This is a genomic window from Mycobacterium sp. IDUB_37 (genome assembly GCF_055419245.1).
This window is the reverse complement of record NZ_JBVAXG010000002.1, coordinates 175,664-202,320: the sequence shown is the minus strand read 5'-3', so window position 1 is coordinate 202,320 and position 26,657 is coordinate 175,664. Positions and strand designations below refer to the sequence as shown.

The following is a 26,657-nucleotide window of genomic DNA, read 5'->3' as shown; positions in this document are numbered from 1 at the left end:
ACTTTGCGCCATGGTCGGCGCCGTATGGAAGTGACCAAGGCCGAAAAGGTTCGGGTGGTGGTCGGCGATGACCACCCACTGTTCCGCGAGGGCGTGGTGCGCGCACTTTCGCTGAGCGGCTCGGTGAACGTGGTCGGCGAGGCTGACGACGGTACGGCTGCCCTCGCGTTGATCAAGGAACACCTACCGGACGTCGCACTGCTGGATTACCGCATGCCCGGGATGGACGGCGCCGAGGTTGCGGCGGCGGTGCGGACCAACGAGTTGTCGACCCGGGTGCTGCTGCTCTCGGCGCACGACGAGCCGGCGATCGTGTACCAGGCGCTCCAGCAGGGAGCCGCCGGATTCCTCCTGAAGGATTCGACGCGCACCGAGATCGTCAACGCGGTACTTGATTGCGCCAAAGGCAGAGACGTCGTCGCACCGTCCTTGGTCAGCGGCCTTGCCGGGGAGATCCGTCAGCGCGCGGCACCGACCGGCCCGGTGCTCAGCGCCCGCGAACGCGAGGTGCTCAATCGCATTTCGCGTGGTCAGAGCATTCCCGCGATCGCAGGTGAGCTGTATGTCGCACCGTCGACAGTCAAGACTCATGTGCAGCGCCTCTATGAGAAGCTCGGGGTCAGTGACCGGGCTGCCGCGGTCGCTGAGGCGATGCGACAAGGGTTGCTGGACTAGATACTAAGGGTGAACTGCGGCGACCCGCTCGCCTGGCTGCATCACGCTTGACGTCGCCACCGATCCTGCGGTCGCGCTCCGCGCGATCCTCGACTCGATGTCGTAAGGGACGATGATCCCGGTCGCGCCGCGAATCCGGCTGACCGCGCGCGCCATCTTGTCGGCGGTGCGATCATGCAGCAACCGGCCCAGGAGCGGCGAATATGTTCGACGCGGCAGGAGCACCGTCACCTTGCTGTCCGGATGGTCGCGAAGCTCGCCCACGATCAACTCATGGGCGGCCTTGCCCAGATGACGATCCGGGCAGGCGATCATTCGCAATGGGGTCTCGTGTTCGAAACGGTCCCAACGCTGCGAGAGTCGCGCCGCGTGATCGGCGTCGACGACGAAGTGCACCGCGGTCAGATCGTCGGCATGCAATCCGTTTCCGTACCGCAGCGCTTCGATCTCAGCGAGGTCGACCGAATCCACGAACACCAGAACCCGCAGCCTCGCATGCTTGGCGACTTGCGGACGTTCGGTGCGCGACATCTCTAATACGGAGGCTTCAGCACGGTATTGCCGGTTCAATCGCATCAAGGCCAGCACCAGCAGCGGAAAGACGAGGACCACCAGCCACGCACCCTCGGTGAACTTGGCGACCGCGAAGATTCCGACCACGATCGTCGAAAGGATGCCGGCCACGAGATTGACCGCCACATTGCGACGCCAACCCCGACCCCGTTGCGACAGATAGTGTTTGGTCATGCCGAAGCCCGCCATCGAGAATCCCGTGAACACACCGATGGCGTAGAACGGCACCAATGCGTTGACCGAAGCGCCGGTGATCAGCAGCAACGTCACCGACAGTGCAGCCAGGGCCAGGATCCCGTTAGAGAACACCAATCGATGGCCGCGCTTCATCAGTGGGCGCGGTAGAAAGCGGTCCTCAGCAACAAAACTGGCGAGGGCCGGAAATCCATTGAAGCTGGTGTTGCACCCGGTGAACAGGATTGCCGCGGTCGATGCCTGGACCAGGAAGTACAAGATGTCGCCGATCAAACCGTGGCCGAAAACCGCACGGGCGATTTCGGACAGCATCGACGGATACTCATCGACGTATGGGGTCGCGTGAGTGACGTGCGCCAGCCAGGCGACACCGGCCAGCAGGAATGCCAGAATGCCCGCCATCGCGGTCAACACCCGTCGTGCGTTGGCACCCTGGGGATTACGGAAGATGTTGACGGTGTTGGAGATCGCCTCCACGCCGGTCAGAGAGGTACCGCCATTGGCGAATGCGCGCAGGACAACCAAGACGGTGGCACCCATCAACAGCCCACCGCCGTGGTGTACCGGCACCGCACCGACCAGCTGCTGCGGGTCGTATTTCGGTAATCCCCAGATGGATTCACGAATCAAGCCGGTCAGGATCGTCAGAGTGATCATTCCGACGAACACGTAGGTGGTGACCGCGAATGCCCTACCCGAGCGCCGCAGGCCACGCAGGTTGATCAGACACATCGTCACCACCACAGCCACCGTGATCTCGAGGTGATAGGGACGCAGCGCCGGAATCGCGGAGACGACCGCCACCGTTCCCGCGGCAGGCTGCACGGCAACTGTGACAACGTAGTCGATCAGCAGCGCGGCCGCCGCGATCTGTGCCGCCCGGGGACCAAAGTTCTCCCGTGCGACCATGTATGCGCCACCGGAACGTGCGTACGCAGTGACAACATGGCGATACGAAGCCGTGACCAGCAGCAGTATCACCAGGATGACGCCGGTGATGGGAAGTAACAGCGCGAACGCCGCCATACCCGCCGAGGGCAACAGCTCGATCATGATCTGTTCTGGACCGTATGCGGTCGAGGAGATCGCATCCGGCGACAGTGCGCCCAAAGCAACGGGATTCGACAGCTGCTCGGATTCCAGCTGATCTGTGGTCAGAGCCCTGCCCAGCAGCATTCGTTTGCATCGATCCGAAAATGTCTGCGGTATGGCGCTATTCAGAGTGGTCACAATACTTACCCCTGGATCGTCTCGTGGATCTGCTCTCGCAGCGGAGGCACCGCCGGCCACCGGCACCGCTCAGCACACGCGAAATGTGCACTGCGCGGCACTCGAATTCGTTGCCGTTTATGCCATCCGGGTGGCCTCGGCCACCCGCGACTCGATGTCATAGGGCACGATTTGGGCTGTCGCGCCGGGGATGCGGCTGACTGCGCGGGCGACTCTGTCCGCGGTGCGGTCGTGCAGCAAGCGGCCGATCAGCGGCGAGTACGTCCTCCGCGGCAACAACACCGTCACCCGTGTTTCTGGATGAGCGGCGTGCATTCTGGCGATCAATCCGTAGGCGGCATTGACCAAATGTCGATCCGGGCAGTCGATTTGCTGCAGCCGGGTATCGTGTTCGAATCGCGCCCAACGCTCCTGTAGCCGCACGGCATGACTTGCGTCGATGACGAAGTGCACGGCCGTGAGCTCGTCGGCATGCAATCCGTTTCCATACCGCAGCGCTTCGATCTCGGCGAGATCAACCGAATCCACGAAAACAACGACGCGATGCCTTGTGTACCGGGTCAAATCGGGACGCTCGGAATGGCATACGTCCAACACCGAAGCTTCGGCACGATACTGCCGATTGAGGCGCATCAACGCCAATACCAGGATCGGGAAAACGACGACTACCAACCAGGCACCTTCGGTGAATTTGGCCACGGCGAAGATTCCGACCACGATCGTCGACAGGATGCCCGCGGAGAGGTTGACCGCCAGCTTGGGGCGCCAGCCGGGTCCGCGATGCTTGAGATGGTGTTTCGTCATGCCGTAGCCGGCCATGGAGAAGCCAGTGAACACACCGATCGCGTAGAACGGCACCAGTGCGTTGACCGAACCGCCGGTCACGATGAGTAGCGCCACCGCCAGGGCGGCCAGCGTCAGAATGCCGTTGGAGAAGACCAGGCGGTGGCCTCGTTTCATCAACGGCCGGGGCAGGAAGCGATCCTCGGCAACGAAGCTGGCGAGCGCGGGAAAGCCATTGAAGCTGGTGTTGCCGCCGGTGTAGAGGATTGCCGCGGTCGAGGCCTGGACCAGGAAGTACATGACGTTGCCGATCACCCCGTGCCCGAAGACCGCCCGGGCGATCTCGGACAACATCGACGGATAGCCATCGACATACGGCGTCGCGTGGGTGACGTACGCCAGCCAGGCGACGCCTGCCAGCAGGAACGCCAGGATGCAGGCCATCACGGTGAGCACCCGACGCGCGTTGAGGCCCTCCGGTTTGCGGAAACTGTTGCCGGTGTTCGAGATGGCTTCGACACCGGTCAGGGACGAGCCGCCATTAGCAAACGCCCGCAACACGACCAAGACCGTCGCGCCCATTACCAACCCGTTGCCCTGATGGACCGGCACTGCCCCCACAATGTGTTGTGGATCATATTCTGGCAGGCCACCAAATACTTGGTGAACGATACCGACTACTATCGTCAACGACACCATAACCACGAAGGCATAGGTCGGCAGCGCGAACGGTGCTCCGGCCTCCCGTAAGCCGCGAAGATTCGCAAGACACATCAGCAGCACCACACCGACCGTGATCTCGAGACTGGAAGGACCCAGCGCCGGTATGGCCGACACGACCGCGACCGTCCCGGCTGCGCATTGCACAGCCACCGTGACCACGTAGTCGATCAGCAAGGACGCGGCTGCGATCTGCGCCACTCGCGGACCGAAGTTTTCCCGGGCGACTACGTACGATCCACCGGATCGGGTGTAGACCGTGACGACCTGGCGGTAGGACGCGGCAACCAACACCAGTATCAACAAAATGACGCCGGTGATCGGAAGCAATAGTGCGAACGCCGCCATGCCGGCTGCGGGCAGTAATTCGATCATGATCTGTTCCGACCCATAAGCGGTCGATGAGATCGCGTCCGGCGAAAGAACACCTAGTGCAACGGGATTCGACAGCCGTTCGTGCTGCAGCTGGTCATTGACCAGTGGTCGTCCGAGCACACCTCGCTTGAACACATCGGAAAGGGATGTCCAAGCTTTCTGGCCATCATCCAAAGTTGTTGTCAAGATTGATTTTTCCTTTACCGTTCCCCTGCGGATACTCCGAAAGCGTAGCGCTGCACGGTGCTTCGTTGATCCGCTCCGAGGGTTACGGACAGGATGTTGCCAGCATCTTCCCATCCGAAAGTGATGCGATATTAACAATGAAAATGCAACCTATATAGAGGAACTCGCAACGCCGACTTCGCCATACGTTCACACCGAACCTTCAGCCGGCGATCGGGGGCGGCGGAGCAACTCGATTCGACAGGCAGACTCTGCCGATGCGGGCTGCTGGCGCACAAGAGCATCACAGGAGGACGAGGGAAGCCATGACCGAACAAAGAGTTTTACTTGGGGATCACAGCCCCCGATCATGGGACTAGCGAGTGGCAAGCCCCCATCAGGCCCGCCCGAATATGGCGATCGTCGGTTCAGGTGAACACCTCGCAAAGAAGCCAAACGGTGCTCAGCTGCATGTAATCGTGAGCGGTGAAGACGCTTTGGCGACGACCGTCGTCGAAGAACTGAAACAGGCCGGCGCCAGCGTTGCCAGGCTGGTCAGTCCGGAGTTCGCCGGAACCCGGGTCAAGGCCGAACTTGCAAAAGCCGGTGTCATGGAGGCGGTTGCCGTCATCTGCGCGGGTGACGACGACGCCACGAATCTCGAAATCGCGCTATTGGCAAGGAAAGCGAATCCACACATACGTGTGGTGTCGCGTCTGGCGAATGAAGTGCTGCGCGAAGCGGTGGCCGAGGACGACGGCCCCAGTGCAATCTTCGGGGTCGCTGACCTCGCCGCCCCGGCCATCGTCGAAGCCTGCCTGGCGCGCACCACGCACCCCTTCGAGGCGGCCGGCATCCAGTTCGTCGCGTTTGGCACCGAAGCGTCGCGGGACGGGACACTTCGCGAAATCTACGGAGACCTGGCTCCGGTGGCTGTGGTCAAGGGCGAGAACAGTTACAACACCGGCGAGGTAGTGCCCTGTCCCGGAAGGGATCTGCGGGTGAACGCCGGCGACTGGACGGCAATGATCGGCACCGCGGAGGAAATGGCCGCACGTGGTATCAGGGTCCCGCGTGCGGACCGGACAAGGCTGCGCCATTCCCGGTTTCGGCGCATGCTCGACGCCGTACGCAGCCTGCCCGACGAGCTGAATCCCGCGTTCTACCCGGTGATCGTTGCTCTTGGCTGTCTGATAATCGGGTCCACCACGTTGCTACATTTCGCCTACGGACACCCGGGGATGTCCTGGGTCGATGCTTTCTACTTCACCAACGAGACCATCACCACGACGGGTTATGGCGATTTCAGCTTCGCGACACAGCCAACCTGGTTGCGCCTGTACGCGGCCGTGTTGATGTTGAGCGGCGTGACCACCACCGCGCTACTCGTCGCCTTTGTCGCCGATGTTCTACTCTCCCGCCGGTTCGTATGGTCCTCGGCGCGTCCGCGGGCGCGCCATCTGCGCAACCATGTAATCGTCATCGGGCTGAGCGCGCTGGGCATCCGGGTGGTCAGTGACCTGACAACGGCCGGTTACGACGTCGCAGTGATCGAACGAGACCAGAACAACTCGTTCCTGTCCACAGCGGCAGCCCTCGACGTGCCGGTCATTTTCGGGGACGCCACGTTACGGCAGACGCTCGAAGCTGCCCGCGTCGACAGAGCGCGCGCAGTAGCGGTGCTCACTCGCGATGACATCGTCAACATCGAGACCGGCATGGTAGTTCGGGAGATGCTGAGTTGCGAGGAGAACCCCGCCGACGATCGGTGGAGCACGGTTCCGCTCGTACTGCGCGTCTATGACCATGATCTCGGTTCCGCAGTGGCACAACGATTCGGCTTCGACAATGTCCGTTCCACGGTGGAGTTGGCTGCGCCGTCGTTCATCGGCGCCGCGCTGGGCCTCGAAGTCCTGGGGACGTTTTCGGTTGGAAATCGCTCTTTCCTGGTCGGGAAGATGCATGTGCAGCCCGACAGCGAACTCGACGGGTTGCAGATGTTCGAAATGTCAACGCAAACACGCGTTATCGCGATCACCCGCGACGACGCGCCGGTTCATCTGCACCCAGGTCGCGACGACCGACTCAACGCCGGCGACACCGTCTACCTGGTGGGGCCGTACCGAGAGTTGTTGGACACCTTGCGCAAAGGTCAACCATCCCGTCAGACACCTTCCGGCGACGAAGGCCGACGCGACGCTCACGGAGCACGTGCCGGATCGAATATCTGATAGTTCGGTCATAGCTCGTCGAATTACCGCGTTTCTGCGCGCGACGCGACAACCCTTCAGTCACCAAGGAGCAAATCGATGTATCGCACTGCTATCCGGAAGGCGTGCGCCGCTGATCCGGTCACGAGCGAATAACTCGCCACTGCAATGTCTTTCGCAACTTTTCCACCAGAGATCAACTCTGGCCGAATGTACTCGGGTCCAGGCTCGGCTCCGATGCTCGCCGCCGCCGAAGCCTGGGGCAGTCTCGCCAACGGGTTGTATTCGGCTGCGAACGCCTACGGGTCAGTGATCGCGGCACTCAGCGCAGGAACCTGGACGGGCCCATCCTCGACGATGATGGCGGATGCCGCCGCAACTTACGTCACCTGGATGAGCCGCACCGCCGCGGCGGCTGAGCAAACGGCCGACCAGGCCATGGCCGCGGCGGCAGCCTATGAGGCGGCATTCTCGGCGACGGTGCCGCCGGAGATGGTTGCGGCCAACCGTATACAGCTGATGGCTCTCATCGCCACGAATCTGTTCGGGCAGAACACGCCTGCGATCGCCACCACTGAGGCCCAGTACAGCGAGATGTGGGCCCAAGACACCGGCGCGATGTTCGGGTATGCGGGCTCTGCGGCATCGGCGACGCAGGTGATGCCGTTCGACTCACCGCAACAGACCGTCAACCCGGCGGCGGCAGCAGCCCAAACCCTGACCGTCGGCCAGGACAGCGCGGCCGAAGCCGGTAGTGCGCAGAGCGCGCTGTCACAGCTTTCCCAGTTCTTCTCGGCCATACCTAACACGCTGGCCGGTCTGGCGTCCGCCGACGTCATCGGGTCATACTCGCCGACCGACATCCTCGACGTCGGAGCCGACCTGATCGCGTTCGTGTTCGACGCACCGATGTCCCCACTGGGGGCCATCTCGCTGCCGATCGACGTCATCGGCGCTCAGACCGGTATACACAGCGATGACATAATCTCGGGCTGGGCCGATCTGGGTATCTCCCCCGCCGCAGGCGCACCCGCGCTCGAGGCGGCTGCAACTTCGGCTCCCGGGGTGGTCTCAGCGGGGTGGAGTGAAGCGAACACGGTAGGTGGGCTGTCGGTACCGCCAACCTGGACTGCCGCGACACCGGCAGTACGTCCGATCGCCCTGGCGCTGCCGCAAACCAGCATCGGTATCGACACGCAGGCCTTGACAAGCAGTTTGGGAGACGCGGTCGGCGACATGGCGATGGCGACGGCGGCAGGTCGCGCTCTGGGCGACACCTTGGGCGCACACGGCGGCCAACGTGCCAGAGCGGCGATCGCCACTCGTAAGCCGGTGTCCGCAGAACCCACGGCGGCCGACGACGACGCATCCGAACCGCGCGTCGTGGTTACCGGAATCGCCGCTGAGATACGCGAATTCGCCAAACTGCGCGACGAAGGTCTGATCAGTGGCGAGCAGTACATCGAGCAGAGAAATCGGTTGCTCGGCCTGTAAGAGCCGGCCGATCAGTCCTGCGGCGCCGGTGACAGCAGTCGTTCAGCGGCTGAATAGGGATCCGCATGCCCATCAACCACTGACTCGGCGAGCTGGTCCAGGTCAGTTCGGGCGCGCAGCCGGGTTTGCGCAAGTGAGAGGATCTGAGCCCGGGCACGGGCCAATCGTCGGGCCCGGTTGTCAGCGCGGTGATGAGCATCGATGGCGGCCACCAGGTCTTCAACACCTTCGCCACGAGCAGCGATGAGACTCACAATAGGCGCTTTGGTCTCGGCCCGAAGGTCGCGCACCGTTTGCTCGGCACCGTCCCGATCGGCCTTGTTGACGGCGACGATGTCGGCGACTTCCAGCAGACCTGCCTTGGCGGCCTGCACCGCATCGCCCGCACCGGGATTCAAGATGACGACGGTCGGATCGGCCACCGCGGCAATCTCGATCTCCGATTGTCCGACGCCGACGGTTTCCAGCAGGATCACGTCGTAACCGATCGCCCCCAGCAACCGAATTGCGGCGGGCACCGCGGCGGCCAGGCCACCGAGGTGGCCACGGCTGGCCACCGATCGGATCAGCACATCGGAATCGTTGATGTGCGCGGTCATTCGGATGCGGTCGCCGAGCAGCGCGCCGCCGCTGAACGGCGACGACGGATCCACTGCCAGCACGGCCACCCGGTGGCTGTGCTCCCGGTAGGCACCAACCAGGGCTGCGATCGTCGTCGACTTACCCGCGCCCGGTGGGCCGGTAATGCCGATAACACGGACGGGATGCGCGGCCGCCGGGCCGATGCTGGTCAGCACCTCGTCGCGGCGTTCGCCCTCGACCAGGCTGAGCAGTCGACCGGCCGCGCGCGGAGATCCACCGCGCGCATTGGCAATCAGCTCGTCGACATCCATACGGAGACACTCTAGCGAGAATCATATTCTCGTATACCGAGAGTCGACGACCAGTCCTGGCGAGCAGACGCAAAGTCGCACGCAAATGACCTTTGGCGTGCGACTTTGCGTCTGCTCGCGGAGAGGGGGAGGGTGGCAGCGTGGACATGATTGAGGTTCCGGGCGGGTCGGTGTGGTTCAAGCGGGTGGGGGGTGGGCCCGGCAGGCCGTTGCTGGTGGTGCACGGCGGACCGGGGCTCCCGCACTATTACCTCAGTTCGCTGGAACGCCTCGCCGACGACCGTGAAGTGATCTTTTGGGACCAACTCGGCTGCGGCAATTCCGAATGTCCGTCGAATCCTGAGCTGTGGACGATGGAACGCTCGGTGGCCGAAATGGACTCCGTGGTAAGGGCTTTGGAGCTCGATGACTTTCACATCTTCGGCAACTCATGGGGCGCAATGCTGGCGCAGCAGTATGTGCTGGACATCGATTCAGGCGCGATCAGCTTCACCATCTCCAACAGCGCGGCATCGATACCGGTGTTCGCGGAAAACGTCATCCGGCTGAAGTCCGAGTTGGACGCCTCGACCCAAGCGGCCATCGACCGTCATGAGGCCGCCGGCACCACCGGTTCGGCCGAGTATCAGGCCGCGGTCATGACCTGGAACGAGACGTACCTGTGCCGATCTCGGCCCTGGCCGCGAGATCTCTACACGGCATTTCAGAACATGGGCACCGAGATCTTCGAAACGATGTTCGGGCCCAGCGACTTTCGCATCGTCGGGACTGTGCGGGACTGGGATGTCGTTGACCGGTTGGGTGAGATCAGCGTGCCGACCTTGCTCCTCGCGGGCAGGTTCGATGAATGTTCACCCGAGCACATGCGCGAGATGCACCAGCGAATTCCGGGATCGCGCTTTGAGTTCTTTGAAAACACCGCACACCTGCCATTCATCGAGGAACCGGACCGATTCGATCGGGTGATGCGCGACTTCCTCGCCGCGCACGATGCCTGACCGGACGCCTGATTGGAGTCAAAAGGTGCGGGTATAGACCCAGCATGAAGCGTGAGGTCGGAGCCAACCTGCAAGTCACCGTGGTCGATCCCACCGTGGTCGAGTTCCAGATTGCGGTCGCATCCCTGCCCGGGTTGGAAGTTCGCGAATCGTTGTCAGTGACGCTGGACGGCGCCCCGGTATCGGTGCGGGAGATCGCGGGCGAGCACGGCACCCGCATCCACACCGCTGCGGTCCGAGCCGGCGAACTACAGGCGACCTACGAGGCCACGGTCGCGGGCAGGGCGGAGCCACCTCCGGTCAGGGACATCGACGCCGCGACCTATCTGCGGCCCAGTCGCTACGCCGAAGCCGATAAATTCTTCGGTTTTGCCGCAACCGAATTCGGCCAGTACACGAACTCGGTGGCATTGCTGGAGAACGTGTCTTCCTGGGTGGGGACACGGCTGAACTATGTGCCGGGATCCAGTGATCCGATCGATGGTGCGACGGACACGTTGCTTGCCGGTGCGGGTGTGTGCCGGGATTACGCCCATCTGGTTATCGCGTTGCTGCGCGCCGTCAATGTCCCGGCCCGGCTGGCCGCGGTGTACGCGCCCGGCTGTGACCCGATGGATTTCCATGCCGTGGCGGAGGCACTCGTCGACGGGCAGTGGCGGGTGGTGGATGCGACGTGCCTGGCACCGCGCCAGACGATGCTGCGTATCGCCACCGGTCGCGACGCCGCTGATACCGCGTTCCTGGACAACCACGGCGGGTCCATCAACATGACCGGAATGTTTGTCACCGCGATTACCAGCGATGACCTGCCCAAGGACTCGATCGAGGACCTGGTGACGTTGGGCTGACCCCTCATAGGGCAGAAAACGGCTGGAGTGATTGACGCCATAGTTGTGTGGGCGCGCCGCATCGGTCGGGGTACTGGGGAGAGGACAGACAGATCCCCAAAGAGAGGAGCACTCAATGAGTGACAGTGGACCAGTGGCAGCCGTCAAGGGCATCGTCGAAGACGTCATCGGCAAGGCCAAGGAAATCGTCGGCATCGTGATCAACAACGACAGCCTCCGTAACGAAGGCCGCGCTCAGCAGGACAAGGCATCCGCGCAGCGTGATGTGGCCAAGAAAGAGGCCCAGGCTGAGGCCTCGCGCGCGGCAGCAAGCACGGCCGAAGCCCGTCAGAAGGCCAAGGCGGCGGCCAAGTAGTACCGCCCTAGCGCTATGCGTGGGGTCGCTCGATAGAGCGGCCCCACGTAAGCGTGTTAGTTCTTGCTCGCGTTGAGCTTGGCGACGATCGACCGGAAATCCTCGGTGAGGAACGACTGGTGCTCGGCCGACAACGCATAGTCAAGGCTGGCCAGCACGGCCCGCTCCAGGTGGATGTTGAGCACTCTCTTGGTGCTTTCCACTGCCTGTTGCGGCATTTCCATAATCTTCTTCGCGCAGGCCACGGCTTCAGCGAACGGGTCATCGGCCACATGGTTGGCCAAACCGAGTTCGACGGCCCGGTCGGCACGAATCCTGGTGCCCGTCAACGCATATTCTTTGGCCAGCAGCAGGCTGATGTGCAGCGGCCAGGTCAGCGGGCCGCCGTCGGCGGCTACCAACCCGACCTGCACGTGCGGGTCGGCGAGAAATGCGTCCTTGGCGATGTAGACGATGTCGCTGAGTGCGACCAGGCTGCAACCCAGTCCGACAGCGGGCCCATTCACGGCCGCTATCACCGGAATTCGGCAGCGTGCCATGCCCAGCACAATCTCACGGCCATCGCGGATTGTTTTGGCGCGCAAATCGGCATCTTCGGCCAGTTCGGCGAGATAGGCGAAATCTCCTCCGGCCGAAAAAGCTTTGCCGGCACCCGTGATCACCGCCGCGCGGGCGCTGGCGTCGTCGGTCAACCGCTGCCAAAGGCGGGCGAGACCCACGTGCAGATTGTCGTTGACCGCGTTGAGGTCGTCGGGACGATTGAGCGTGATGATCCGCAAGGGCCCATCGGCCTGTACGTCGATTTCGGTTGGCATGTCGTACATGTCAGACTCCCAATCCTAAGATTCGCGAAGCGATGATGTTCTTCTGTATCTGCGACGTCCCACCCATCACGCTCTGCGCGCGGCTGTAGAGGTAGGCGCTGAGCAGGTCTGGGTCGCTGGTGCCGCCGACGGCCAACGCGGCATGCCCCACCGATTGCTCCACCCAGGTCATCAGCAACTTGTCCAGGGAGCCTTCGGGTCCGTGTGATACCCCGTCGAGTTGTTCGGACAGGCGGCGCCGCACATGATGAGTCAACATCTCGGCTTGGACTGCGGCCCATGCCAAATCGTCGCCCGCCGAGTCGTTTGCAGACGCGTCGCTGCGCGCCACCAACTCTCGGACGAGCTTGTTGTACCGCGCCGCGTAACCTAGCGTCGACGGCTCGCGCTCGTGGCCGACGACCGTCATCGCGACGGCCCACCCGTCGCCCGGGGAACCGACCATCCGGTCCGCCGGTACCGTGGCACCGTCGAAGAACACCTGACCGAATTCGTTGTTGACGCCGTTGATCATCCGCAGCGGACGTTGTTGAACACCAGGCTGTTTCATCTCCAGGATGAACGCCGACAGGCCGCGGTGACGTTTTGCCCCGGGGTCGGTGCGGGCGAGCAGCAAGCACCAGTCGGCGACGTCGGAGTAGCTGGTCCAGATCTTGTGCCCGTTGATCACATAGTTGTCGCCGTCCCGGGTGGCGCTGGTGGTCAGCGATGCCAGGTCCGAACCTGCTCCCGGCTCACTGAAACCCTGGCACCATCGCTCGGTGCCGTTGATAATCCCGGGCAGAAACCGTTGCCGCAGAGAGTCATTGGCGTGCCGGCCGATTCCGAAAACCAGATAACCGACGCTGGGACGCGGCGGGGCACCCGCGCGGGCCAATTCTTCGTCGACGATGACCTCGTACACCGCGGGCAGTTCCCAGCCGCCGTAGTCGCGGGGAAAGGACAACCCGAAGAATCCCTCTTCGTACAGGGCGCGATGCCAATCCGCCTGCCGGGCCCAATACTCGTCACCTGATCCGCCAAACTCTTTGGCGTGCGGAGAAAGCCAGGATTTTAGCCGTTCCCGGAACTCGGCCTCCGGCGCTGAATCACGAAAGTCCACGACTGATCTCCTTCAGCGTGACCGGCCACAGCTCGGTCGACGTCAGCGCCCGGCGCAGATATACGTGCACCAAGCATTCCCAGGTATTGCCGATGCCACCGTGCACCTGCACCGCCGTCTCGCAGACGGTTCGGGCGGCGCGCGCGCAGTAGACCTTGGCCACCCGGGCCGCGCGAATAGCTTCGCTCGGCTCGAGTTCGTCGACGGCCCACGCCGCGTGGCGAAGTACGCTCACCGAACCCTCGATCAGCGCCAGGCTTTCCGCCAACAGGTGGGCGACGGCCTGATACGACCCGATCGCCTTGCCGTACTGCTCGCGGATCTTGGCGTAGTCACACGCGACAGCGTGTGCGCCGCGTGCGTCCCCGACCAGGTCAGCGGTTGTGGCAACCAACGCAAGGGCCAGCCATCGGTCGGCAACATCGCCGGACAATTCGCCCACGACCTCCGGGGATCCCGCAATCGGCGCACGCACTCGCGTCAGGTCCGCACCGATGTTGTCCGCGTCGATTTCCGCCGTCAGAACCGTTGTGCCAGAGAGTAGCAACGCTCGTTGATACCCTCGCGCGTCGACGGCAACGTTGTTGACGGCGATGGTGGCCGGACCAAGATCGTCACCGAGATGGCGCGCGAGGTCATCGGCCAGCACCGGTCCGAGGAACGGCGCATCGACAAGCCGGCGCCCGAATTCCTCGGCGACAATCGCCACTTCGACGCCCGACGCCTCGTCCGAGCGCAGCGATCGCCACCCGGTCAAATCAATCTGCTTGTCCAGGCGCCCGATTCGGCTCTGATCCGCGAGATCCTGCACGGCCCCCGGCCCGAGATCGTCGGCCATCTTGGCGGCGGCATCACGTAACTGCTGCTGTTCAGCGGTCAGACGTACATCCATAGCTCTCCTTGAGCACTCGACGCAGTACCTTGCCGGAGGGCAGGCGAGGAATATCGGGCACGAACACCACCCGACGCAGGCGCTTGTACGACGCCAACCTCGCCGCTATCCGGGCGATGAGTTCAGCGCCGAGATCTGCGGTTTCAAACGAACTGTGCGTGGCCACCGCGGCAACAATGGCTTCGCCGTTGGCGCCGTCGGGAACGCCGAAGACGGCGCAATCTTTCACGGCGGGATGGCCGTGCAGCACCATTTCGATTTCGGCGGGCGCGACCTGGAACCCGCGCACCTTGATCATCTCCTTGAGGCGATCGGTGATGCGTAGCCAACCATCGGCGTCGAGCCAGCCCACGTCCCCGGTTCGATACCACCCGTCGGAGAACACTTCTGGCGTCGCGTCGGCGGGCAGGTACCCGGCCATCATCGAATCGGATCGCGCCTGGATCTCGCCTACCTCACCCGGGCCGAGCGGTGCACCGGTCTGCAGCGAAATCACCCGCAACTCCACGCCCGGCACCGCACGACCGACCGAATCCAGACGCGCGCCGTCAAGCGGGTTGCAGGCGATCACCGGCAATTCGGTGGTGCCATAGGCGGGAACCCAGCCGATACCGGTGCGCCGCGTCACCGTCTCGGCAACGCTGGCCGTGACCGGCGTGGCGCCCCACATGATGTAGCGCAGCGACGACAGGTCGTAGGACTCGAGTGCGGGGTGCGCGGCGATCGCCAACGCGATGGGCGCGACGGCCATTTCAACTGTGATGGAGTCACTTTCGATGTACCGCAGCATTCGCTCGATGTCGAAGCGGGCGTGCAACCGCACCCAGACACCAGTACGCAGCGCGGTGAGGATGTTGAGTAGACCCAGAATGTGTGACGGCGGGGTGGCCACCTGGATGCGGTCTTTTTCGTTCAGCCGCAACGCATCCCGCCAATGCCCAACTGCGGCGTTGAGCGATGCGTGGGTGTGCCGTACGGCCTTGGGCAGGCCGGTGGTGCCCGAACTGAACACCAGAACCGCATCGGCCTCCGGCGACGCATCCGCACGCGGTGGCTCAGCGGTGGTGATGGGCTCATCAAGATGCAGCATCGGCATCAGGCTTGCGAGTACCGGGTGGTCGCCGATGGCGTGGGCAGGGGCGGTCAGCGCCAGTGCGTGCTCGACTTCCTGCGGTTTCCATGCCGGGCTGATGAGAACCGCCGCGGCGCCCAATCGCCAGATCGCCCGCACGGCGGCGACGAACTCGGGCCGGTTGGAAGCCATCAACGCGACCCGCTGACCAGCGACGACACCCCGCTCAGCCAGGCTCGCGGCCAACCCGTCACTCATCGCATCGAGATCGGGCGCGGTGAAGCGCCGATCCTCGAACGCGAGCACGGCCGGCTCGGTCACGAGCTGAACCTCCCAGGCGATCCGAAGGGTGCCGAACAGTCGAACAGTCGAACAGTATTGAGAAGATCCTATCTTCTGGTGAGAATAGTATTCTCTATAGTGAAGAATACAAGTACAGGGCGGTGTGCATGACGGAGGCCGGCATGGTGACGATTCACCTGGACCGCAAGAAGGTGTCGGTCAAGCTCGTACCCGGGGAGACTCTGCTGGAAAGTGCGCGCCGAGCCGGTCTCGAGCCGCCCTTCAATTGCGAGGCGGGCAACTGTGGAACCTGCATGGCCAAGTTGGAGGAAGGCCGCGCGACCATGCGAATCAATGACGCGCTCGAAGACGACGAGGTGGCCGACGGCTACATTTTGACCTGCCAAGGGATACCCGAAACCGACTCGATCACGGTGCGTTACGAGTAGTCACACGAAAGGCGGCGAGCATGGCCAAAGGGATCATCTACGTCGAGACCTATCCGAGTTCGCCCGAGCGTGAGCAGGAGTACAACACTTGGTACGACGAGGTCCACCTGGGTGAACTCGTTGCGCTCGACGGAATTGTGTCAGCACGCAGGCTCCGGCCGGTGAACGGCGAGGGACCCTACGTCGCCCTGTACGAGATCGAAGGGGACGACCTGGAAGCAATACTGCAGGGCATGGGCGGCGCCAAGCTGACCATGTCGAGTGCGCTTCAGCTCGATCCGCCGCCGATACCGCGACTACTCGAGGTAACTACCGACTTCCACCCTTAGGTCTGGAAGTAGTGGCCCGCGTCGAGGTCCTCGATCAGCCCCGGCCCTTCCGGATCCCAATCCAGCGTCTTGCGGGTCAATGCGTTCGATGTCGGATTGTCCAGGGAGGCGAACAGAGCCAAGAATCCGAAATGGCCTGCCTCGTCTAGGGAAATGCTCTTGCTCGGCACAACCAGGTGTCGCCCGATGGCGTCGGCGATGTCGCGGAATGGCACCCCTTCGTCGGCCACTCCGTGAAAGCGCGTTCCCGCCGGAGCCTCTTCCAGTGCCAGCCGGAACAGTCGCGCCGCGTCCAGCGTATGAACGGCGGGCCACCGATTGGACCCGTCACCGATATAGGCGGACACGCCCGTGTTGCGGGCGACATTGATCAGGTGGTGGGTGAAGCCGTGGTGGTCCAGGTCGCTGTGCACGATCGGGGAAAGCCGGATTGCCGACGAGCGCACGCCGCGTTCGGCCAGTGCGATCGTCACGTTCTCCGAGTCGATCCGCGGTCCACTGGGCAGGGTTTGTTGCTCGGTCGCGAAGCCGGCCTGGTCCAGGAAGGCGAGCGTCAGCGTTCCCGAGGTGATGACCAGCGGCCGATCGGAGCCGACGAGCGCTTCACCCATCGTCTCGATGGCGCGCAGGTCCGTCTCGGCCGCACCCGCGTAGTCGTTGAAGTCGTGCCGGAACGCGAGGTGCACGACACCGTCAGAGGCGGCAGCGGCGGCCCGCAGACTGTCGAGGTCGTCGAGATCACCGCGATGCGGCGTCACGCCGGCGGCAGAGAGGGTATCCGCAGCCTGGTCCGAACGTGCCAGACCAGTGACCTGGTGTCCGGCCGCGTGGAGTTCATTGACGACGGCAGCCCCGATGTGTCCGGTGGCTCCGGTGACGAAGACGTGCATGGTTTCCCTGTCTGGTTCCTGCTTTGATCCGTGCACCAAGTCAAGGCCGAAAGCCTGGACCGCGTCCAAGTCCTGTTTCCGATGACGCGATGCAAATTTTGCATAATTAATGTTCAGACCTATTTATGGATTCGGGAAGTACGCTGATCGCATGACCGAGTCGGCATCGCCCGTGGTGGACCTCGACCTACGCCTGGTGAGTTACTTCGTCGTGGTGGCTGAGCAACGGCACTTCGGCCGGGCGGCCACCGCACTGCGCGTCGCGCAGCCGTCGCTGAGTCGGCAGATCCGCCGCCTAGAGCAGCAGTTGGGCGCGCGGTTGCTGGACCGAACCCCGCAGGGCACCCGGTTGACCGAGGCCGGCGACGTCTTCCTCCCCCGCGCCAAATCGCTGCTGCGCGCGGCCGCGCAAGCCACCGCGCAGGCCAGGGCAGCCGCCCAACCCAGTCGGATCACCGTCGGCTACACCAGTGGCCTGATCGTCACTCCGGCAGTGCGAGAGTTGCGCCGCGAGCACCCCGACGCCGACGTTCAAGTCCTGCGTGTGGATTTCGATCAGGTGCGCAATTCGCTGCTGGATCATCGGGTGGACGCGGTGGTCACACGACTGCCGTTTCCCACCGATCAGTTGCACGTGACGGTCCTCTATGACGAGCCCCGGGTGCTTGCGGTGCCCATCGATCATCGCCTGGCGGGCCGGAAATCGGTCACCCTCGACGACATCGCCGACGAGCCCATGCCGCGGGTGCGGCACTCCGATCCCGCGTGGAGTGCCTTCTGGCGGGTCGATCCTCGTCCCGACGGGCGCCGAGCGCCGGACGGCCCTTTCATCGAAGCTCTTGAGGACAAATTCGAACTCATCGCCGGCGGACAGGCAGTGGCGATCACGGCCGGCTTCCACAGCAACAACGTGCGGCCCGACATCACCACGATCCCGCTGGAAGGCGTTGAGCCCAGCCACGTCGTACTCGCGTGCCGCGCCGCGGACCGCAGTCGGTTGGTGGCCGCGTTCCGCAAGCTCGCCGAGGCGCACCTGACCGGGCCCGGGTCGGCCTAATCGCGATCGCAAGCGCGGCGAAGCCGGGCGCCGCGGGTCGCGATCATCGGCCTAATCGCGATCGCAAGCGCGGCGAAGCCGGGCGCCGCGGGTCGCGATCATCGATCTAGCGCGAACTCAATTTGGGCGCCGGGCGGTAGTTGGGCCGATAGCCGGAGATGTGGATGGGGCTGCCGACCAGACGCATATCGCCCGCGGAGACAACAACTTCCGGGGTGGCCTTCAGCGCGTCGGGCAAGCTGCGAACCGCTGCCGCCGGCACGCCGAGCGGCCGCAGTCGCTGTTCCCAACTGGCGGCGGTATCGGTGGCCAGCATCGCCGTGACAACAGCCAGCACCTCGTCGCGCCGGGACACTCTTTCGGCCATCGTCTCGAATCCGCCGATACCTGCCTCAGATGCAAAGGATTTCCAGAACCCGTCATGCGTGATGAAGAGCGCCAGAAACCCGTCGGCGGTCGGAAAGAGCTGCGCAGGAACGTAATACGAGTGTGCTCCAAAGGGTCGGCGCTGCGGCTCGGTGCCGCTGTTGAGGTAAGCGGCCGCATGGTAGTTCAGCTGGGAGAACATCACATCGCGCAGCGACACGTCCACTTGCCCGCCGGTACCCGAGACAATCTTGGCCAAAAGGCCTAGGGCCGCACACATTCCGGTGGAGTTGTCTGCCGACGAGTAGCCGGGCAGAGTCGGTGGGCCGTCCGGATCGCCGGTCAGTGCCGCGATGCCGACGCCCGCCTGTACGACGTAATCGAAAGCCGGGTCGTCGCCGCCATCGAGGCCGAAACCGGTGATCGCCACGCAGACGATCTTTTCGTTCCAACGCCGAAGCGCCGAGTAGGTGAGCCCCAATCGCCGAATGGCCGACGGCTTCAGATTCACCAGCAGCGCATGAGACTGCGCGGCGAGCTTCCCTAGCTGTTGTTGTCCCGCTTCCGAATTGAGATCAAGACAGATGCTGGACTTGTTGCGGTTGAGGCTGGCGAAGTAGCTGTCCCCGACGCCGCGAGATATCTCGCCACCGGCCGGTTCGATCTTGGTGACCTTGGCGCCCAGGTCGGCGAGCAGCATGGTGGCGTACGGGCCGGCCAGCATGGTGCCGACCTCGAGGATTTGAATTCCCGCGAGCGGGCCGGCATCTGTCACCGCAAATCCGCAGCGAGTTGGGCGATCATCTCCCGCGTCCGGCGCTTGGAGGCGATCAGTTCGTCGCGATTGTCGCCAATGGGCAAGAGACGTACCGAAAGATCGGTTACGCCGGCGTCGGCGAAGGCGCGCATTCGCCGCAGAATCTGTTCCGGGTCGCCCGCGGCACACAGGTCTCCGACGTCTCGCGCGTCGCCGCGTTCAAGCAGACGTTGGTAGTTGGGCGACACCTCGGCCTCGCCCAGGATTCGGTTAGCCCGCTCCTTCGCCCCGTCGACTTCAGAAGGCGCACAGAGACATACCGGGATGCCCGCAACGATCCGCGGCGCGGGGCGACCGGCATCGGCAGCGGCTTTGGTGATCTTCGGCGCGATATGGTCACCGATCGCACGCTCGTCGGCCATCCACAGCACGGTGCCGTCGGCCAGTTCACCGGCCAGTTGCAGCATCACCGGCCCCAGCGCCGCGACCAGCACCGGCATGGGTGGATCGGCCGCGAGCGCTGTCGGATTGTGCACCGTGAACGAATCGTTCTCCACGTCAACCGATCCCGGCCCGGCGACGGCGGCGTTGAGTACCTCCAGATAGTCGCGGGTGTAGGCGGCCGGCTTCTCGTACGGCAGGCCGAGCATGTCCCGGATGATCCAGTGGTGCGACGGTCCGACGCCCAGCGCCAACCTGCCACCCGCGACCGCATGCGTCGAGAGTGCCTGGCGGGCAAGGGCTACCGGGTGTTGCGCCTGCAGCGGTACCACCGCAGTGCCCAACTCGATGCGCGAGCTGTGCGCGGCCATCAGCGACACCATGGTCAGGCAGTCGAAGTCGTCGGGCACCTGCGGCATCCATGCGGTATCCAGACCCGCCGACTCGGCCCATTCGATATCGGAAGCCAGCTTGGCCACCTTGCGGGCCATATCGCCACGCTCGGCGCCGATCATCACTCCGATGCGCAAGGTTCCTCCAGTGCTGGTTCGGGCGTACCGGTCAGCGCGCGGATCTCGCGCACCAGAACGTCCAGCGCCGTTCCGGTGGGGAACACCGCCGCCGCGCCGGCGGACAGCAGCTTGGGCACATCGGCGTGCGGGATGGTGCCACCGACGACGACGGCGATGTCGGCCGCATCGGCGGCGCGCAGCGCAGCGATGGTGCGCGCGGTGAGCGTCAGATGTGCACCGGACAGAATGCTCAAACCGACGACCGCGACGTCTTCCTGCACAGCGATCGAGGCGATGTCTTCGATACGTTGCCGGATGCCGGTGTAGATGACCTCGAAACCGGCGTCGCGCAGCGTGCGGGCGACGATCTTGGCCCCGCGGTCATGCCCGTCCAGCCCGGGCTTCGCAACCAGAATCCGAGCGGCCATCTAGAACACCACCGGTTGCTGGAACTCGCCCCACACCGCTTTGAGGGTGGACACCATCTCCCCCACCGTGCAGTAGGCGTTGGCGCAGTCGATCAGACTGTGCATCAGATTGTCTGTCCCGTCGGCACCGCGGGAAAGGGCGGCCAAAGTGGATTGCACTGCAGCGCTGTCCCTTTCGGCCTTCACTTTGGCCAGACGCTTGAGTTGCAGATCACGGCCCTCAGCGTCGAGTTCATAGGTGACGATGTCGGGATCGGGTTCTTCGGAGACGAATCGGTTGACCCCCACCACCGGTCGGGTACCGGCCTCGATGTCCTTGTGCACGCGGAAGGCTTCGTCGGCGATCAGTCCCTGTAGGTAGCCGTCCTCGATTGCACTGACCATCCCGCCGTGCTGTTCGAGGTCGGCCATGATTTCGACGATGCGGGCTTCGGTGGCGTCGGTGAGTGCCTCGACGAAGTAGGAGCCGCCCAGTGGGTCGGCGACCTGTGTGACGCCGGTTTCGTAGGCCAGCACCTGCTGGGTGCGCAACGCCAGCGTCGTGGAGTCCTCGGAAGGCAGCGCAAAAGGCTCGTCCCAGGCCGCGGTGAACATTGACTGGACGCCACCGAGGACCGCTGCCATCGCCTCGTATGCCACGCGCACGACGTTGTTCTGCGCCTGCGGTCCGTACAACGACGCACCACCGCACACGCAACCGAACCGGAACATCGACGCCTTGTCCTTCGTCGACCCGTAGCGCTCCCGCACGATCGTGGCCCAACGCCGGCGTCCCGCACGGTATTTGGCGATCTCTTCGAAGAAGTCGCCGTGGGTGTAGAAGAAGAACGAGATCTGCGGCGCGAATTCGTCGATGCTCATCCGGCCGCGTTCCACCACCGTGTCGCAGTAGGTGACGCCGTCGGCAAGGGTGAACGCCATCTCCTGCACAGCGGTGGCGCCCGCATCGCGGAAGTGCGCACCGGCCACCGATATCGCGTTGAACCGCGGCACCTCGGCCGCACAGAACTCGATGGTGTCGGCGATCAGCCGCAACGACGGTTCCGGCGGCCAGATCCACGTTCCGCGCGAGGCATATTCCTTCAGGATGTCGTTCTGGATGGTGCCGGTGAGCTTGGCGCGCGGAATCCCTTTGCGCTCGGCGGCCGCGACGTAGAAGGCCAGCAGGATGGCAGCTGTGCCGTTGATCGTCATGCTCGTGCTCAGCTTGTCCAGCGGGATGCCGTCGAACAGGATCTCGAAGTCTGCGAGCGTGTCGACCGCGACACCGACCCTGCCGACTTCCTCACCGAAGTCGGGATCGTCGGAGTCATACCCGCACTGGGTGGGCAGATCGAGCGCCACCGACAGCCCGGTACCGCCTTGGTCCAGCAGGTAGCGATAGCGGCGATTCGATTCCTCAGCGGTACCGAAACCGGAGTACTGGCGGAACGTCCACAGCTTGCCGCGATAGCCGGACGCGAAGTTGCCCCGGGTGAAGGGAAACTCCCCCGGCGGCGGCGGCTCCGTGGGCCGATCCGTCGGACCGTATACCGGCGCGAGCGGGATACCCGATGGGGTCTGAGCTGCGTTATCCATCAGTGAATAACGTACTTGCAAAAAAAGAGAATGCCAATACCATAGTGTTGACCTGCTAAAACCGGCTCGCGAGTGACGGCCGACGGCCGGAAGAACCGGCTTTGACACAATGTCGCAATGGCCGACGAGTCCGATCCGACGCAACGGACCGGTGGCGGCTTGCCGGTGGTCGGCGGCCTGCTCCGCCGGCAGCGACGGGAAGCCGAACGTGCCCTGCACGGCCTCGTCGACACCGTCGTGCGCGACGGCCGAGCCTTGGACAGAATCGTCAAGCGCATCAATATCGACGCCATGATGGCGCGGGTCGATATCGCGGCGATCGTCGCGCGCCTCGACATGGACGCCTTCCTCGCCCGCCTCGACCTCAACGCCATCGTGGCCCAACTCGATATAGACGCCTTGCTGGCCAAGCTCGACATGAACGCCATCCTCGACAACCTCGATCTCGACGCCATCGTCGCGCGCATCGACGTGGAGGAGATCCTCGCGCGACTTGATCTCGATGCCATCGTCGACCGCTTGGACCTCGATGAGGTAGCAGCCCGGATCGACGTTGCCAAGCTCGCCGATCGAATCGGCGACGGTGTCGACATCGCCGACCGGGGAGCATGAACCGCACCGGTAGAACGTGTGAGCATGACCACACCATCTCCTGCGGAACGGTCGACCGGTAGGTTGCTTGCAACCATGCGCTAAGTGCACAAACACCCCGTTAGGCCCGGTCGGGTCCAGTTCGTTGACAACCGGCAGGTCGGCTGCGAATGCCGGATTGGTGTTTTACGATTTTTGTGGCGCGCGGAGACACGTGCGCGCGGAACAAACTGCCTCCGAGCCAGGTTCGCATCGGTGGAGCCCCCAAGACCGACGAAAAGAGCCGACAATGCGCCCCACCGAATCGTCCAGACAGTCGTTGCCCCGGGTGGTCGGCTGGCTGGGTGCTGCCGTGGTGCTGATTGCGGCCCTGGTGGGCCTACCGGGCGGGTTGGCGCGAGCCGGCGCCGACCCTGGTTGTCCCGATGTGGATGTGGTGTTCGCGCGCGGAACCTTCGAAGCGCCCGGCGTGGGGGCTACCGGCCAAGCCTTTGTCGACGCCCTGAACGCGCGCCTCGGCGGCAAGAACGTCGCCGTCGACCCGGTGAACTACCCGGCGTCGCTGGACTTCGGCAGAGCCGTCGACGGCGTCGCCGACGCCAGCAGCAAGGTCGAGGCCACCGCCGCGAACTGCCCGAACACCAAAATCGTGCTCGGCGGTTACTCCCAGGGTGCGGCAGTGGCCGCTTACACCACCGCTGATTCCATTCCGGACGGCGTTGCGTTGCCCGACGGAGCCTTCGGGCCGATGCCCCCTGCCATCGCTTCCAACGTCGCCGCAGTAGTGCTCTTCGCGCCCCCTTCGGACGGATTCTTACACCTGGTCGACCGCAGCGCTCCCCCGATCAACATCGGTCCGCTGTACGTCCCGAAGACCGTTCAGCTGTGCAACGACGGGGATCCGGTCTGCTCCCCCGGCGGGCGCGACCGGGCCGCCCACAGCTCCTATAAGGACAACGGGATGGCAGACCAGGCCGCCGACTTCACCCGCAAAGCGCTCGGCCACTGACGCCTGCCGTCGACCGCTGAGTTCATCCGCGGCACAGGAGCTCGCCGTTAGGGATGGCGAACCAACCATCCGGTGCTGCGGCCCAAGCCCGCCAAGCCGCCGAAATATCCTCCAGCTCGGCATCATTGGCCATACCGGAGCTCACCAGTTGGCGTGCCAGGTCGGACTGCAGAATCCGGTCGGCCCACATGCCTCCCCACCACGTGCGAGTGTCATCGGTCGCGTAGCACCACAGGCTTCCCGTCGGAGTGATGTCGGTGAACCCGGCCTGCTGGGCCCAGGACAGCAATCTCCTGCCCGCATCCGGTTCGCCACCGTTAGCACGCGCCGCACGTTGGTAAAGGTCTAACCACCGGTCCAGCGCCGCCGGCTGCGGATGCCAGATGAATCCGGCGTAGTCCGCATCGCGCACCGCGACGATTCCGCCTGGAACACACACCCGTCGCATCTCCCGCAGGGCTTGCACCGGATCGGCTACGTGCTGCAGCACCTGGTGGGCATGAACCACATCGAAGACGTCGTCCGGGAAGTCGAGCGCATGCGCGTCGGAGGTGACGAACGAGATGTTCGCCGCATCCCGTTGTTGTGCCTCGGCGCGAGCGAGATTCAGGGCAGCGTCGGTCAATTCGACGGCCGTCACCGATCCGGGTGCGACGCGAACGGCGAGGTCGACGGTGATTGTGCCCGGCCCGCAACCGACGTCGAGCACAGACATTCCGGGCCGAAGGTGAGGCAGCAGGTAGCCGGCTGAGTCCGCTGCGGTGCGTCTGCGGTGACCGCGCAACACCGACTCGTGATGGCCATGCGTGTAGACGCCCTGCGATTGCTCACCCATGTTCTGAGCGTACCGCAGAATCCATATATCGAGATCTACGTCTCATTATATGAGACGTATAGAGCCCTCAGTCGACCGGAACGTTGATAATCGGGCGCTGGACACCGGCACCCGGTCCGTCGAAGTGCCACCACTCTCCGGAGTAGACAGTCAATCCCCCGTAGCTCATGGCATCCCGCAACCGTTTGCGGTTTGCCACCGCGGCGGGGGTGACGTCCTGTGTCGCGTAAGCGGTTGCACGCGAGGAGAAATCGTCGAAGTCGGTGCCCATATCGGCGAGGCAGAGGGCACCCGCCCGGGGACCGGCCGGGCACTGCGCCGACTGTTGCCCGCTGGTGAATGTCACATCGACCGAACGTCCGGACTCGTGACTGGTCGAGTACGGGCCCGGGCGCGCCACCCAGTTCGGGTTCGGGACCACCTGAAACATCTTGACCTGCACGTCATGCGGTCGGTAGCAGTCCCAGAACACCAGCAACTGACCCTGCGGACGCAGCGCGGTTGCGGCGGCACTGAGGCCTTGACTCATGGACTGGTGCACGAGACAACGAGCATCGGCCGGGTACAGCTGCGTGTGGGTGAAGTTGTTCGTCGTCGCGTAGCGGAGATCGATGATGGCGTCGGGTACCACGCTGCGCACGTCGACGAATCCGACCTCACGGGCCGCGTCGCTGACCGGGGGCACGTCCGCGCTGGACGTCGCAACGCCATTGGTCCCCGCGAACAAGATCAACCCGACGGCGAGCAGGGCCGGACACAGGCGCCTCACCAGATGCATCTGGACATTGTTCACGCACATCGGCCCATGGACGGGGAGCGCCGCGGTGTCGGGCTATTCCAACGCAGCCGTCGCCTCAACCGGGGTCGGGGCGGGCGCTTCGCCGAATCGGGCCAACACCAGCGTTGCCGCGACGGCAATGGCGAATCCCGCGATCACCATCCAGCCCAGGCCGTCCCGGGTTTGGTCACCGAGCCAAACGACGCCGATCAACGCAGGTGCGATGGTTTCACCGACCACCATCCCGGCGACGGCCGTGGTCACCGATCCTCGTTGCAAGGCCGACGTAAGCAGCAGGAACCCCGCGGCGCCGCCGGCGGCCGCCGCGTACAGGGCCGGGTGGGTATAGAACGCGGCCTTACGGAGGTCCATCGAATCGATCAAACGAACGCCAATCTCGACAACGCCGAAGCCTGCACCGGCCCCCAGTCCAAGGACGAGTGCGCGTGCGCGATCGCCGAGTCGTCCGCCCACGGCGCCGGCGACGAATATCGCTGCCACCACGCCCCACAGCGCCCACCGAAGTCCGTGCGGGCCGTGCTTGGTTCCCTCCGGTCCAGCAGCGATGGCAAGCATGGCGAGTCCCAGGCAGATCACCCCCACAGCGGTCCACTCGACCGCCGACAATCGCACCGACAGCAGCCACGCGGCCACAATCGCGGTAACGGCGATCGAGGCGGCCAGAGCCGCTGCAACGACGTAGATGGGCACCAATCGCAAGGCCGCCACTTGCAAGGCGAACCCGAGGCCATCGAGACCGAGGCCCAGCAGGTAGCGCCACTGCCGGAGCGCACGCATCAGCAGCACCGCGTCGACACCCGAACCGTTGCCGGCTTCCACCGAGCGGGCTGCCGCAGCTTGAAACACCGAGGCCGTTCCGAAACAAACTGAGCAACCCAGGGCGAGCAGGAATCCGATCAGCACACCCAGACGATACGAGTAGACGCCGCG

Annotated in this window: 26 protein-coding genes; 11 read left to right on the top strand and 15 right to left on the bottom strand. The window is 64.1% G+C overall.

All coding sequences use genetic code 11. The features are described 5' to 3' along the window. The first annotated feature begins 24 nt into the window (after nt 1-24). A complete protein-coding gene (locus ACZY1I_RS07500) occupies nt 25-675 on the top strand; it encodes a response regulator (RefSeq protein WP_463753724.1) in 651 nt (216 codons plus the stop codon). A gap of 3 nt (nt 676-678) precedes the next feature. Here the strand turns inward: ACZY1I_RS07500 and ACZY1I_RS07495 are convergent, their stop codons facing one another. Both ACZY1I_RS07495 and ACZY1I_RS07490 read right to left on the bottom strand, forming a co-directional pair. Then, nucleotides 679-2,619 carry an APC family permease gene (locus ACZY1I_RS07495; RefSeq protein ID WP_463754333.1) on the bottom strand — a complete coding sequence of 647 codons (1,941 nt, stop codon included), beginning with the start codon at nt 2,617-2,619 and terminating at the stop codon, nt 679-681. Nucleotides 2,620-2,790: 171 nt separating this feature from the next. Continuing rightward, entirely contained in the window at nt 2,791-4,725 is a 1,935-nt protein-coding gene (locus ACZY1I_RS07490) for an APC family permease (RefSeq protein ID WP_463754332.1), read from the bottom strand. Nucleotides 4,726-5,129: 404 nt separating this feature from the next. Between ACZY1I_RS07490 and ACZY1I_RS07485 the strand changes: the two genes are divergently transcribed. Both ACZY1I_RS07485 and ACZY1I_RS07480 read left to right on the top strand, forming a co-directional pair. After that, the gene (locus ACZY1I_RS07485; protein ID WP_463754331.1) at nt 5,130-6,947 is read left to right on the top strand and encodes an NAD-binding protein; all 1,818 of its coding nucleotides are present in this window, start codon (nt 5,130-5,132) and stop codon (nt 6,945-6,947) included. 147 nt (nt 6,948-7,094) lie between these two features. Further along, a complete protein-coding gene (locus ACZY1I_RS07480; protein WP_463753723.1) occupies nt 7,095-8,420 on the top strand; it encodes a PPE family protein in 1,326 nt (441 codons plus the stop codon). Between the two features lie 11 nt (nt 8,421-8,431). Here the strand turns inward: ACZY1I_RS07480 and meaB are convergent, their stop codons facing one another. After that, nucleotides 8,432-9,313: a methylmalonyl Co-A mutase-associated GTPase MeaB gene (gene meaB / locus ACZY1I_RS07475; protein ID WP_463753722.1), complete on the bottom strand. Its 882-nt coding sequence runs from the start codon at nt 9,311-9,313 to the stop codon at nt 8,432-8,434. Between the two features lie 146 nt (nt 9,314-9,459). Between meaB and ACZY1I_RS07470 the strand changes: the two genes are divergently transcribed. The 3 genes from ACZY1I_RS07470 (at nt 9,460) to mbp1 (ending at nt 11,514) form a co-directional block, all read left to right on the top strand. After that, the gene (locus ACZY1I_RS07470) at nt 9,460-10,311 is read left to right on the top strand and encodes a proline iminopeptidase-family hydrolase (RefSeq protein ID WP_463753721.1); all 852 of its coding nucleotides are present in this window, start codon (nt 9,460-9,462) and stop codon (nt 10,309-10,311) included. 44 nt (nt 10,312-10,355) lie between these two features. Next, entirely contained in the window at nt 10,356-11,159 is an 804-nt protein-coding gene (locus tag ACZY1I_RS07465) for a transglutaminase-like domain-containing protein (protein WP_463753720.1), read from the top strand. Nucleotides 11,160-11,274: 115 nt separating this feature from the next. Further along, complete coding sequence (gene mbp1, locus ACZY1I_RS07460; protein ID WP_463753719.1) at nt 11,275-11,514, top strand: microaggregate-binding protein 1; 240 nt, start codon at nt 11,275-11,277, stop codon at nt 11,512-11,514. Nucleotides 11,515-11,570: 56 nt separating this feature from the next. Here the strand turns inward: mbp1 and ACZY1I_RS07455 are convergent, their stop codons facing one another. Genes ACZY1I_RS07455 through ACZY1I_RS07440 form a run of 4 tightly spaced genes read right to left on the bottom strand, consistent with a single transcriptional unit; the run spans nt 11,571 to nt 15,725 of the window. Beyond that, the gene (locus ACZY1I_RS07455; RefSeq protein ID WP_463753718.1) at nt 11,571-12,338 is read right to left on the bottom strand and encodes an enoyl-CoA hydratase/isomerase family protein; all 768 of its coding nucleotides are present in this window, start codon (nt 12,336-12,338) and stop codon (nt 11,571-11,573) included. 1 nt (nt 12,339) lies between these two features. After that, a complete protein-coding gene (locus ACZY1I_RS07450) occupies nt 12,340-13,440 on the bottom strand; it encodes an acyl-CoA dehydrogenase family protein (RefSeq protein WP_463753717.1) in 1,101 nt (366 codons plus the stop codon). Beyond that, nucleotides 13,427-14,332, bottom strand: a complete 906-nt coding sequence (locus ACZY1I_RS07445) for an acyl-CoA dehydrogenase family protein (protein WP_463753716.1) — start codon at nt 14,330-14,332, stop codon at nt 13,427-13,429. The genes ACZY1I_RS07450 and ACZY1I_RS07445 overlap by 14 nt, the downstream gene beginning before the upstream one ends. Beyond that, complete coding sequence (locus ACZY1I_RS07440) at nt 14,310-15,725, bottom strand: class I adenylate-forming enzyme family protein (protein ID WP_463753715.1); 1,416 nt, start codon at nt 15,723-15,725, stop codon at nt 14,310-14,312. Before ACZY1I_RS07440 ends, ACZY1I_RS07445 begins: the two co-directional genes overlap by 23 nt. A 128-nt stretch (nt 15,726-15,853) precedes the next feature. Here ACZY1I_RS07440 and ACZY1I_RS07435 point away from each other — a divergent pair, with 128 nt between their 5' ends. Together ACZY1I_RS07435 and ACZY1I_RS07430 are read left to right on the top strand one after the other, a co-directional pair. Beyond that, on the top strand, nt 15,854-16,135 hold the full coding sequence (locus ACZY1I_RS07435; RefSeq protein WP_463753714.1) for a 2Fe-2S iron-sulfur cluster-binding protein: 282 nt from the start codon (nt 15,854-15,856) through the stop codon (nt 16,133-16,135). Nucleotides 16,136-16,155: 20 nt separating this feature from the next. Continuing rightward, on the top strand, nt 16,156-16,464 hold the full coding sequence (locus tag ACZY1I_RS07430) for a hypothetical protein (RefSeq protein WP_463753713.1): 309 nt from the start codon (nt 16,156-16,158) through the stop codon (nt 16,462-16,464). On the opposite strand, the gene ACZY1I_RS07425 is transcribed toward ACZY1I_RS07430, so the two are convergent. Continuing rightward, complete coding sequence (locus tag ACZY1I_RS07425) at nt 16,461-17,354, bottom strand: SDR family oxidoreductase (protein ID WP_463754330.1); 894 nt, start codon at nt 17,352-17,354, stop codon at nt 16,461-16,463. The two genes, ACZY1I_RS07430 and ACZY1I_RS07425, sit on opposite strands and share 4 nt — an antisense overlap. A gap of 151 nt (nt 17,355-17,505) precedes the next feature. Between ACZY1I_RS07425 and ACZY1I_RS07420 the strand changes: the two genes are divergently transcribed. Then, nucleotides 17,506-18,411, top strand: a complete 906-nt coding sequence (locus ACZY1I_RS07420) for a LysR family transcriptional regulator (protein ID WP_463753712.1) — start codon at nt 17,506-17,508, stop codon at nt 18,409-18,411. 106 nt (nt 18,412-18,517) lie between these two features. On the opposite strand, the gene ACZY1I_RS07415 is transcribed toward ACZY1I_RS07420, so the two are convergent. Genes ACZY1I_RS07415 through ACZY1I_RS07400 form a run of 4 tightly spaced genes read right to left on the bottom strand, consistent with a single transcriptional unit; the run spans nt 18,518 to nt 22,493 of the window. Further along, entirely contained in the window at nt 18,518-19,552 is a 1,035-nt protein-coding gene (locus ACZY1I_RS07415) for a CaiB/BaiF CoA transferase family protein (protein ID WP_463753711.1), read from the bottom strand. After that, entirely contained in the window at nt 19,549-20,505 is a 957-nt protein-coding gene (locus ACZY1I_RS07410; RefSeq protein WP_463753710.1) for an LLM class F420-dependent oxidoreductase, read from the bottom strand. Before ACZY1I_RS07410 ends, ACZY1I_RS07415 begins: the two co-directional genes overlap by 4 nt. Next, a complete protein-coding gene (locus tag ACZY1I_RS07405) occupies nt 20,490-20,915 on the bottom strand; it encodes a cobalamin-dependent protein (RefSeq protein WP_463753709.1) in 426 nt (141 codons plus the stop codon). Before ACZY1I_RS07405 ends, ACZY1I_RS07410 begins: the two co-directional genes overlap by 16 nt. Then, nucleotides 20,916-22,493, bottom strand: a complete 1,578-nt coding sequence (locus tag ACZY1I_RS07400; protein WP_463753707.1) for a methylmalonyl-CoA mutase family protein — start codon at nt 22,491-22,493, stop codon at nt 20,916-20,918. A 117-nt stretch (nt 22,494-22,610) separates the two neighbouring features. On the opposite strand from ACZY1I_RS07400, the gene ACZY1I_RS07395 reads away from it, so the two are divergent. Further along, entirely contained in the window at nt 22,611-23,105 is a 495-nt protein-coding gene (locus ACZY1I_RS07395) for a hypothetical protein (RefSeq protein ID WP_463753706.1), read from the top strand. Between the two features lie 268 nt (nt 23,106-23,373). Further along, a complete protein-coding gene (locus ACZY1I_RS07390) occupies nt 23,374-24,093 on the top strand; it encodes a cutinase family protein (RefSeq protein ID WP_463753705.1) in 720 nt (239 codons plus the stop codon). Nucleotides 24,094-24,115: 22 nt separating this feature from the next. Here ACZY1I_RS07390 and ACZY1I_RS07385 read toward each other — a convergent pair whose 3' ends face one another. From ACZY1I_RS07385 to ACZY1I_RS07375, 3 genes are all read right to left on the bottom strand, one after another. Further along, nucleotides 24,116-24,928, bottom strand: a complete 813-nt coding sequence (locus tag ACZY1I_RS07385; RefSeq protein ID WP_463753704.1) for a methyltransferase domain-containing protein — start codon at nt 24,926-24,928, stop codon at nt 24,116-24,118. 67 nt (nt 24,929-24,995) lie between these two features. Further along, nucleotides 24,996-25,706 (bottom strand): M15 family metallopeptidase, encoded by a 711-nt coding sequence (locus tag ACZY1I_RS07380; RefSeq protein WP_463753703.1) that lies wholly within the window; start codon nt 25,704-25,706, stop codon nt 24,996-24,998. Between the two features lie 54 nt (nt 25,707-25,760). Beyond that, nucleotides 25,761-26,636: a DMT family transporter gene (locus tag ACZY1I_RS07375; protein ID WP_463754329.1), complete on the bottom strand. Its 876-nt coding sequence runs from the start codon at nt 26,634-26,636 to the stop codon at nt 25,761-25,763. Nucleotides 26,637-26,657: the final 21 nt, after the last annotated feature.

Bases quoted from the DNA above. Each gene is read 5' to 3' on its own strand.
- ACZY1I_RS07480 (WP_463753723.1), top strand. From the start codon at position 7,095: ATGTCTTTCGCAACTTTTCCACCAGAGATCAACTCTGGCCGAATGTAC.
- ACZY1I_RS07435 (WP_463753714.1), top strand. From the start codon at position 15,854: ATGACGGAGGCCGGCATGGTGACGATTCACCTGGACCGCAAGAAGGTG.
- ACZY1I_RS07430 (WP_463753713.1), top strand. From the start codon at position 16,156: ATGGCCAAAGGGATCATCTACGTCGAGACCTATCCGAGTTCGCCCGAG.
- ACZY1I_RS07500 (WP_463753724.1), top strand. From the start codon at position 25: ATGGAAGTGACCAAGGCCGAAAAGGTTCGGGTGGTGGTCGGCGATGAC.
- ACZY1I_RS07380 (WP_463753703.1), bottom strand. From the start codon at position 25,706: ATGCATCTGGTGAGGCGCCTGTGTCCGGCCCTGCTCGCCGTCGGGTTG.
- ACZY1I_RS07485 (WP_463754331.1), top strand. From the start codon at position 5,130: ATGGCGATCGTCGGTTCAGGTGAACACCTCGCAAAGAAGCCAAACGGT.
- ACZY1I_RS07445 (WP_463753716.1), bottom strand. From the start codon at position 14,332: ATGGATGTACGTCTGACCGCTGAACAGCAGCAGTTACGTGATGCCGCC.
- ACZY1I_RS07395 (WP_463753706.1), top strand. From the start codon at position 22,611: ATGGCCGACGAGTCCGATCCGACGCAACGGACCGGTGGCGGCTTGCCG.
- ACZY1I_RS07385 (WP_463753704.1), bottom strand. From the start codon at position 24,928: ATGGGTGAGCAATCGCAGGGCGTCTACACGCATGGCCATCACGAGTCG.
- ACZY1I_RS07465 (WP_463753720.1), top strand. From the start codon at position 10,356: ATGAAGCGTGAGGTCGGAGCCAACCTGCAAGTCACCGTGGTCGATCCC.
- ACZY1I_RS07470 (WP_463753721.1), top strand. From the start codon at position 9,460: ATGATTGAGGTTCCGGGCGGGTCGGTGTGGTTCAAGCGGGTGGGGGGT.
- ACZY1I_RS07390 (WP_463753705.1), top strand. From the start codon at position 23,374: ATGCGCCCCACCGAATCGTCCAGACAGTCGTTGCCCCGGGTGGTCGGC.
- ACZY1I_RS07405 (WP_463753709.1), bottom strand. From the start codon at position 20,915: ATGGCCGCTCGGATTCTGGTTGCGAAGCCCGGGCTGGACGGGCATGAC.
- ACZY1I_RS07495 (WP_463754333.1), bottom strand. From the start codon at position 2,619: ATGCTGCTGGGCAGGGCTCTGACCACAGATCAGCTGGAATCCGAGCAG.
- ACZY1I_RS07425 (WP_463754330.1), bottom strand. From the start codon at position 17,354: ATGCACGTCTTCGTCACCGGAGCCACCGGACACATCGGGGCTGCCGTC.
- mbp1 (WP_463753719.1), top strand. From the start codon at position 11,275: ATGAGTGACAGTGGACCAGTGGCAGCCGTCAAGGGCATCGTCGAAGAC.
- meaB (WP_463753722.1), bottom strand. From the start codon at position 9,313: ATGGATGTCGACGAGCTGATTGCCAATGCGCGCGGTGGATCTCCGCGC.
- ACZY1I_RS07455 (WP_463753718.1), bottom strand. From the start codon at position 12,338: ATGTACGACATGCCAACCGAAATCGACGTACAGGCCGATGGGCCCTTG.
- ACZY1I_RS07420 (WP_463753712.1), top strand. From the start codon at position 17,506: ATGACCGAGTCGGCATCGCCCGTGGTGGACCTCGACCTACGCCTGGTG.
- ACZY1I_RS07400 (WP_463753707.1), bottom strand. From the start codon at position 22,493: ATGGATAACGCAGCTCAGACCCCATCGGGTATCCCGCTCGCGCCGGTA.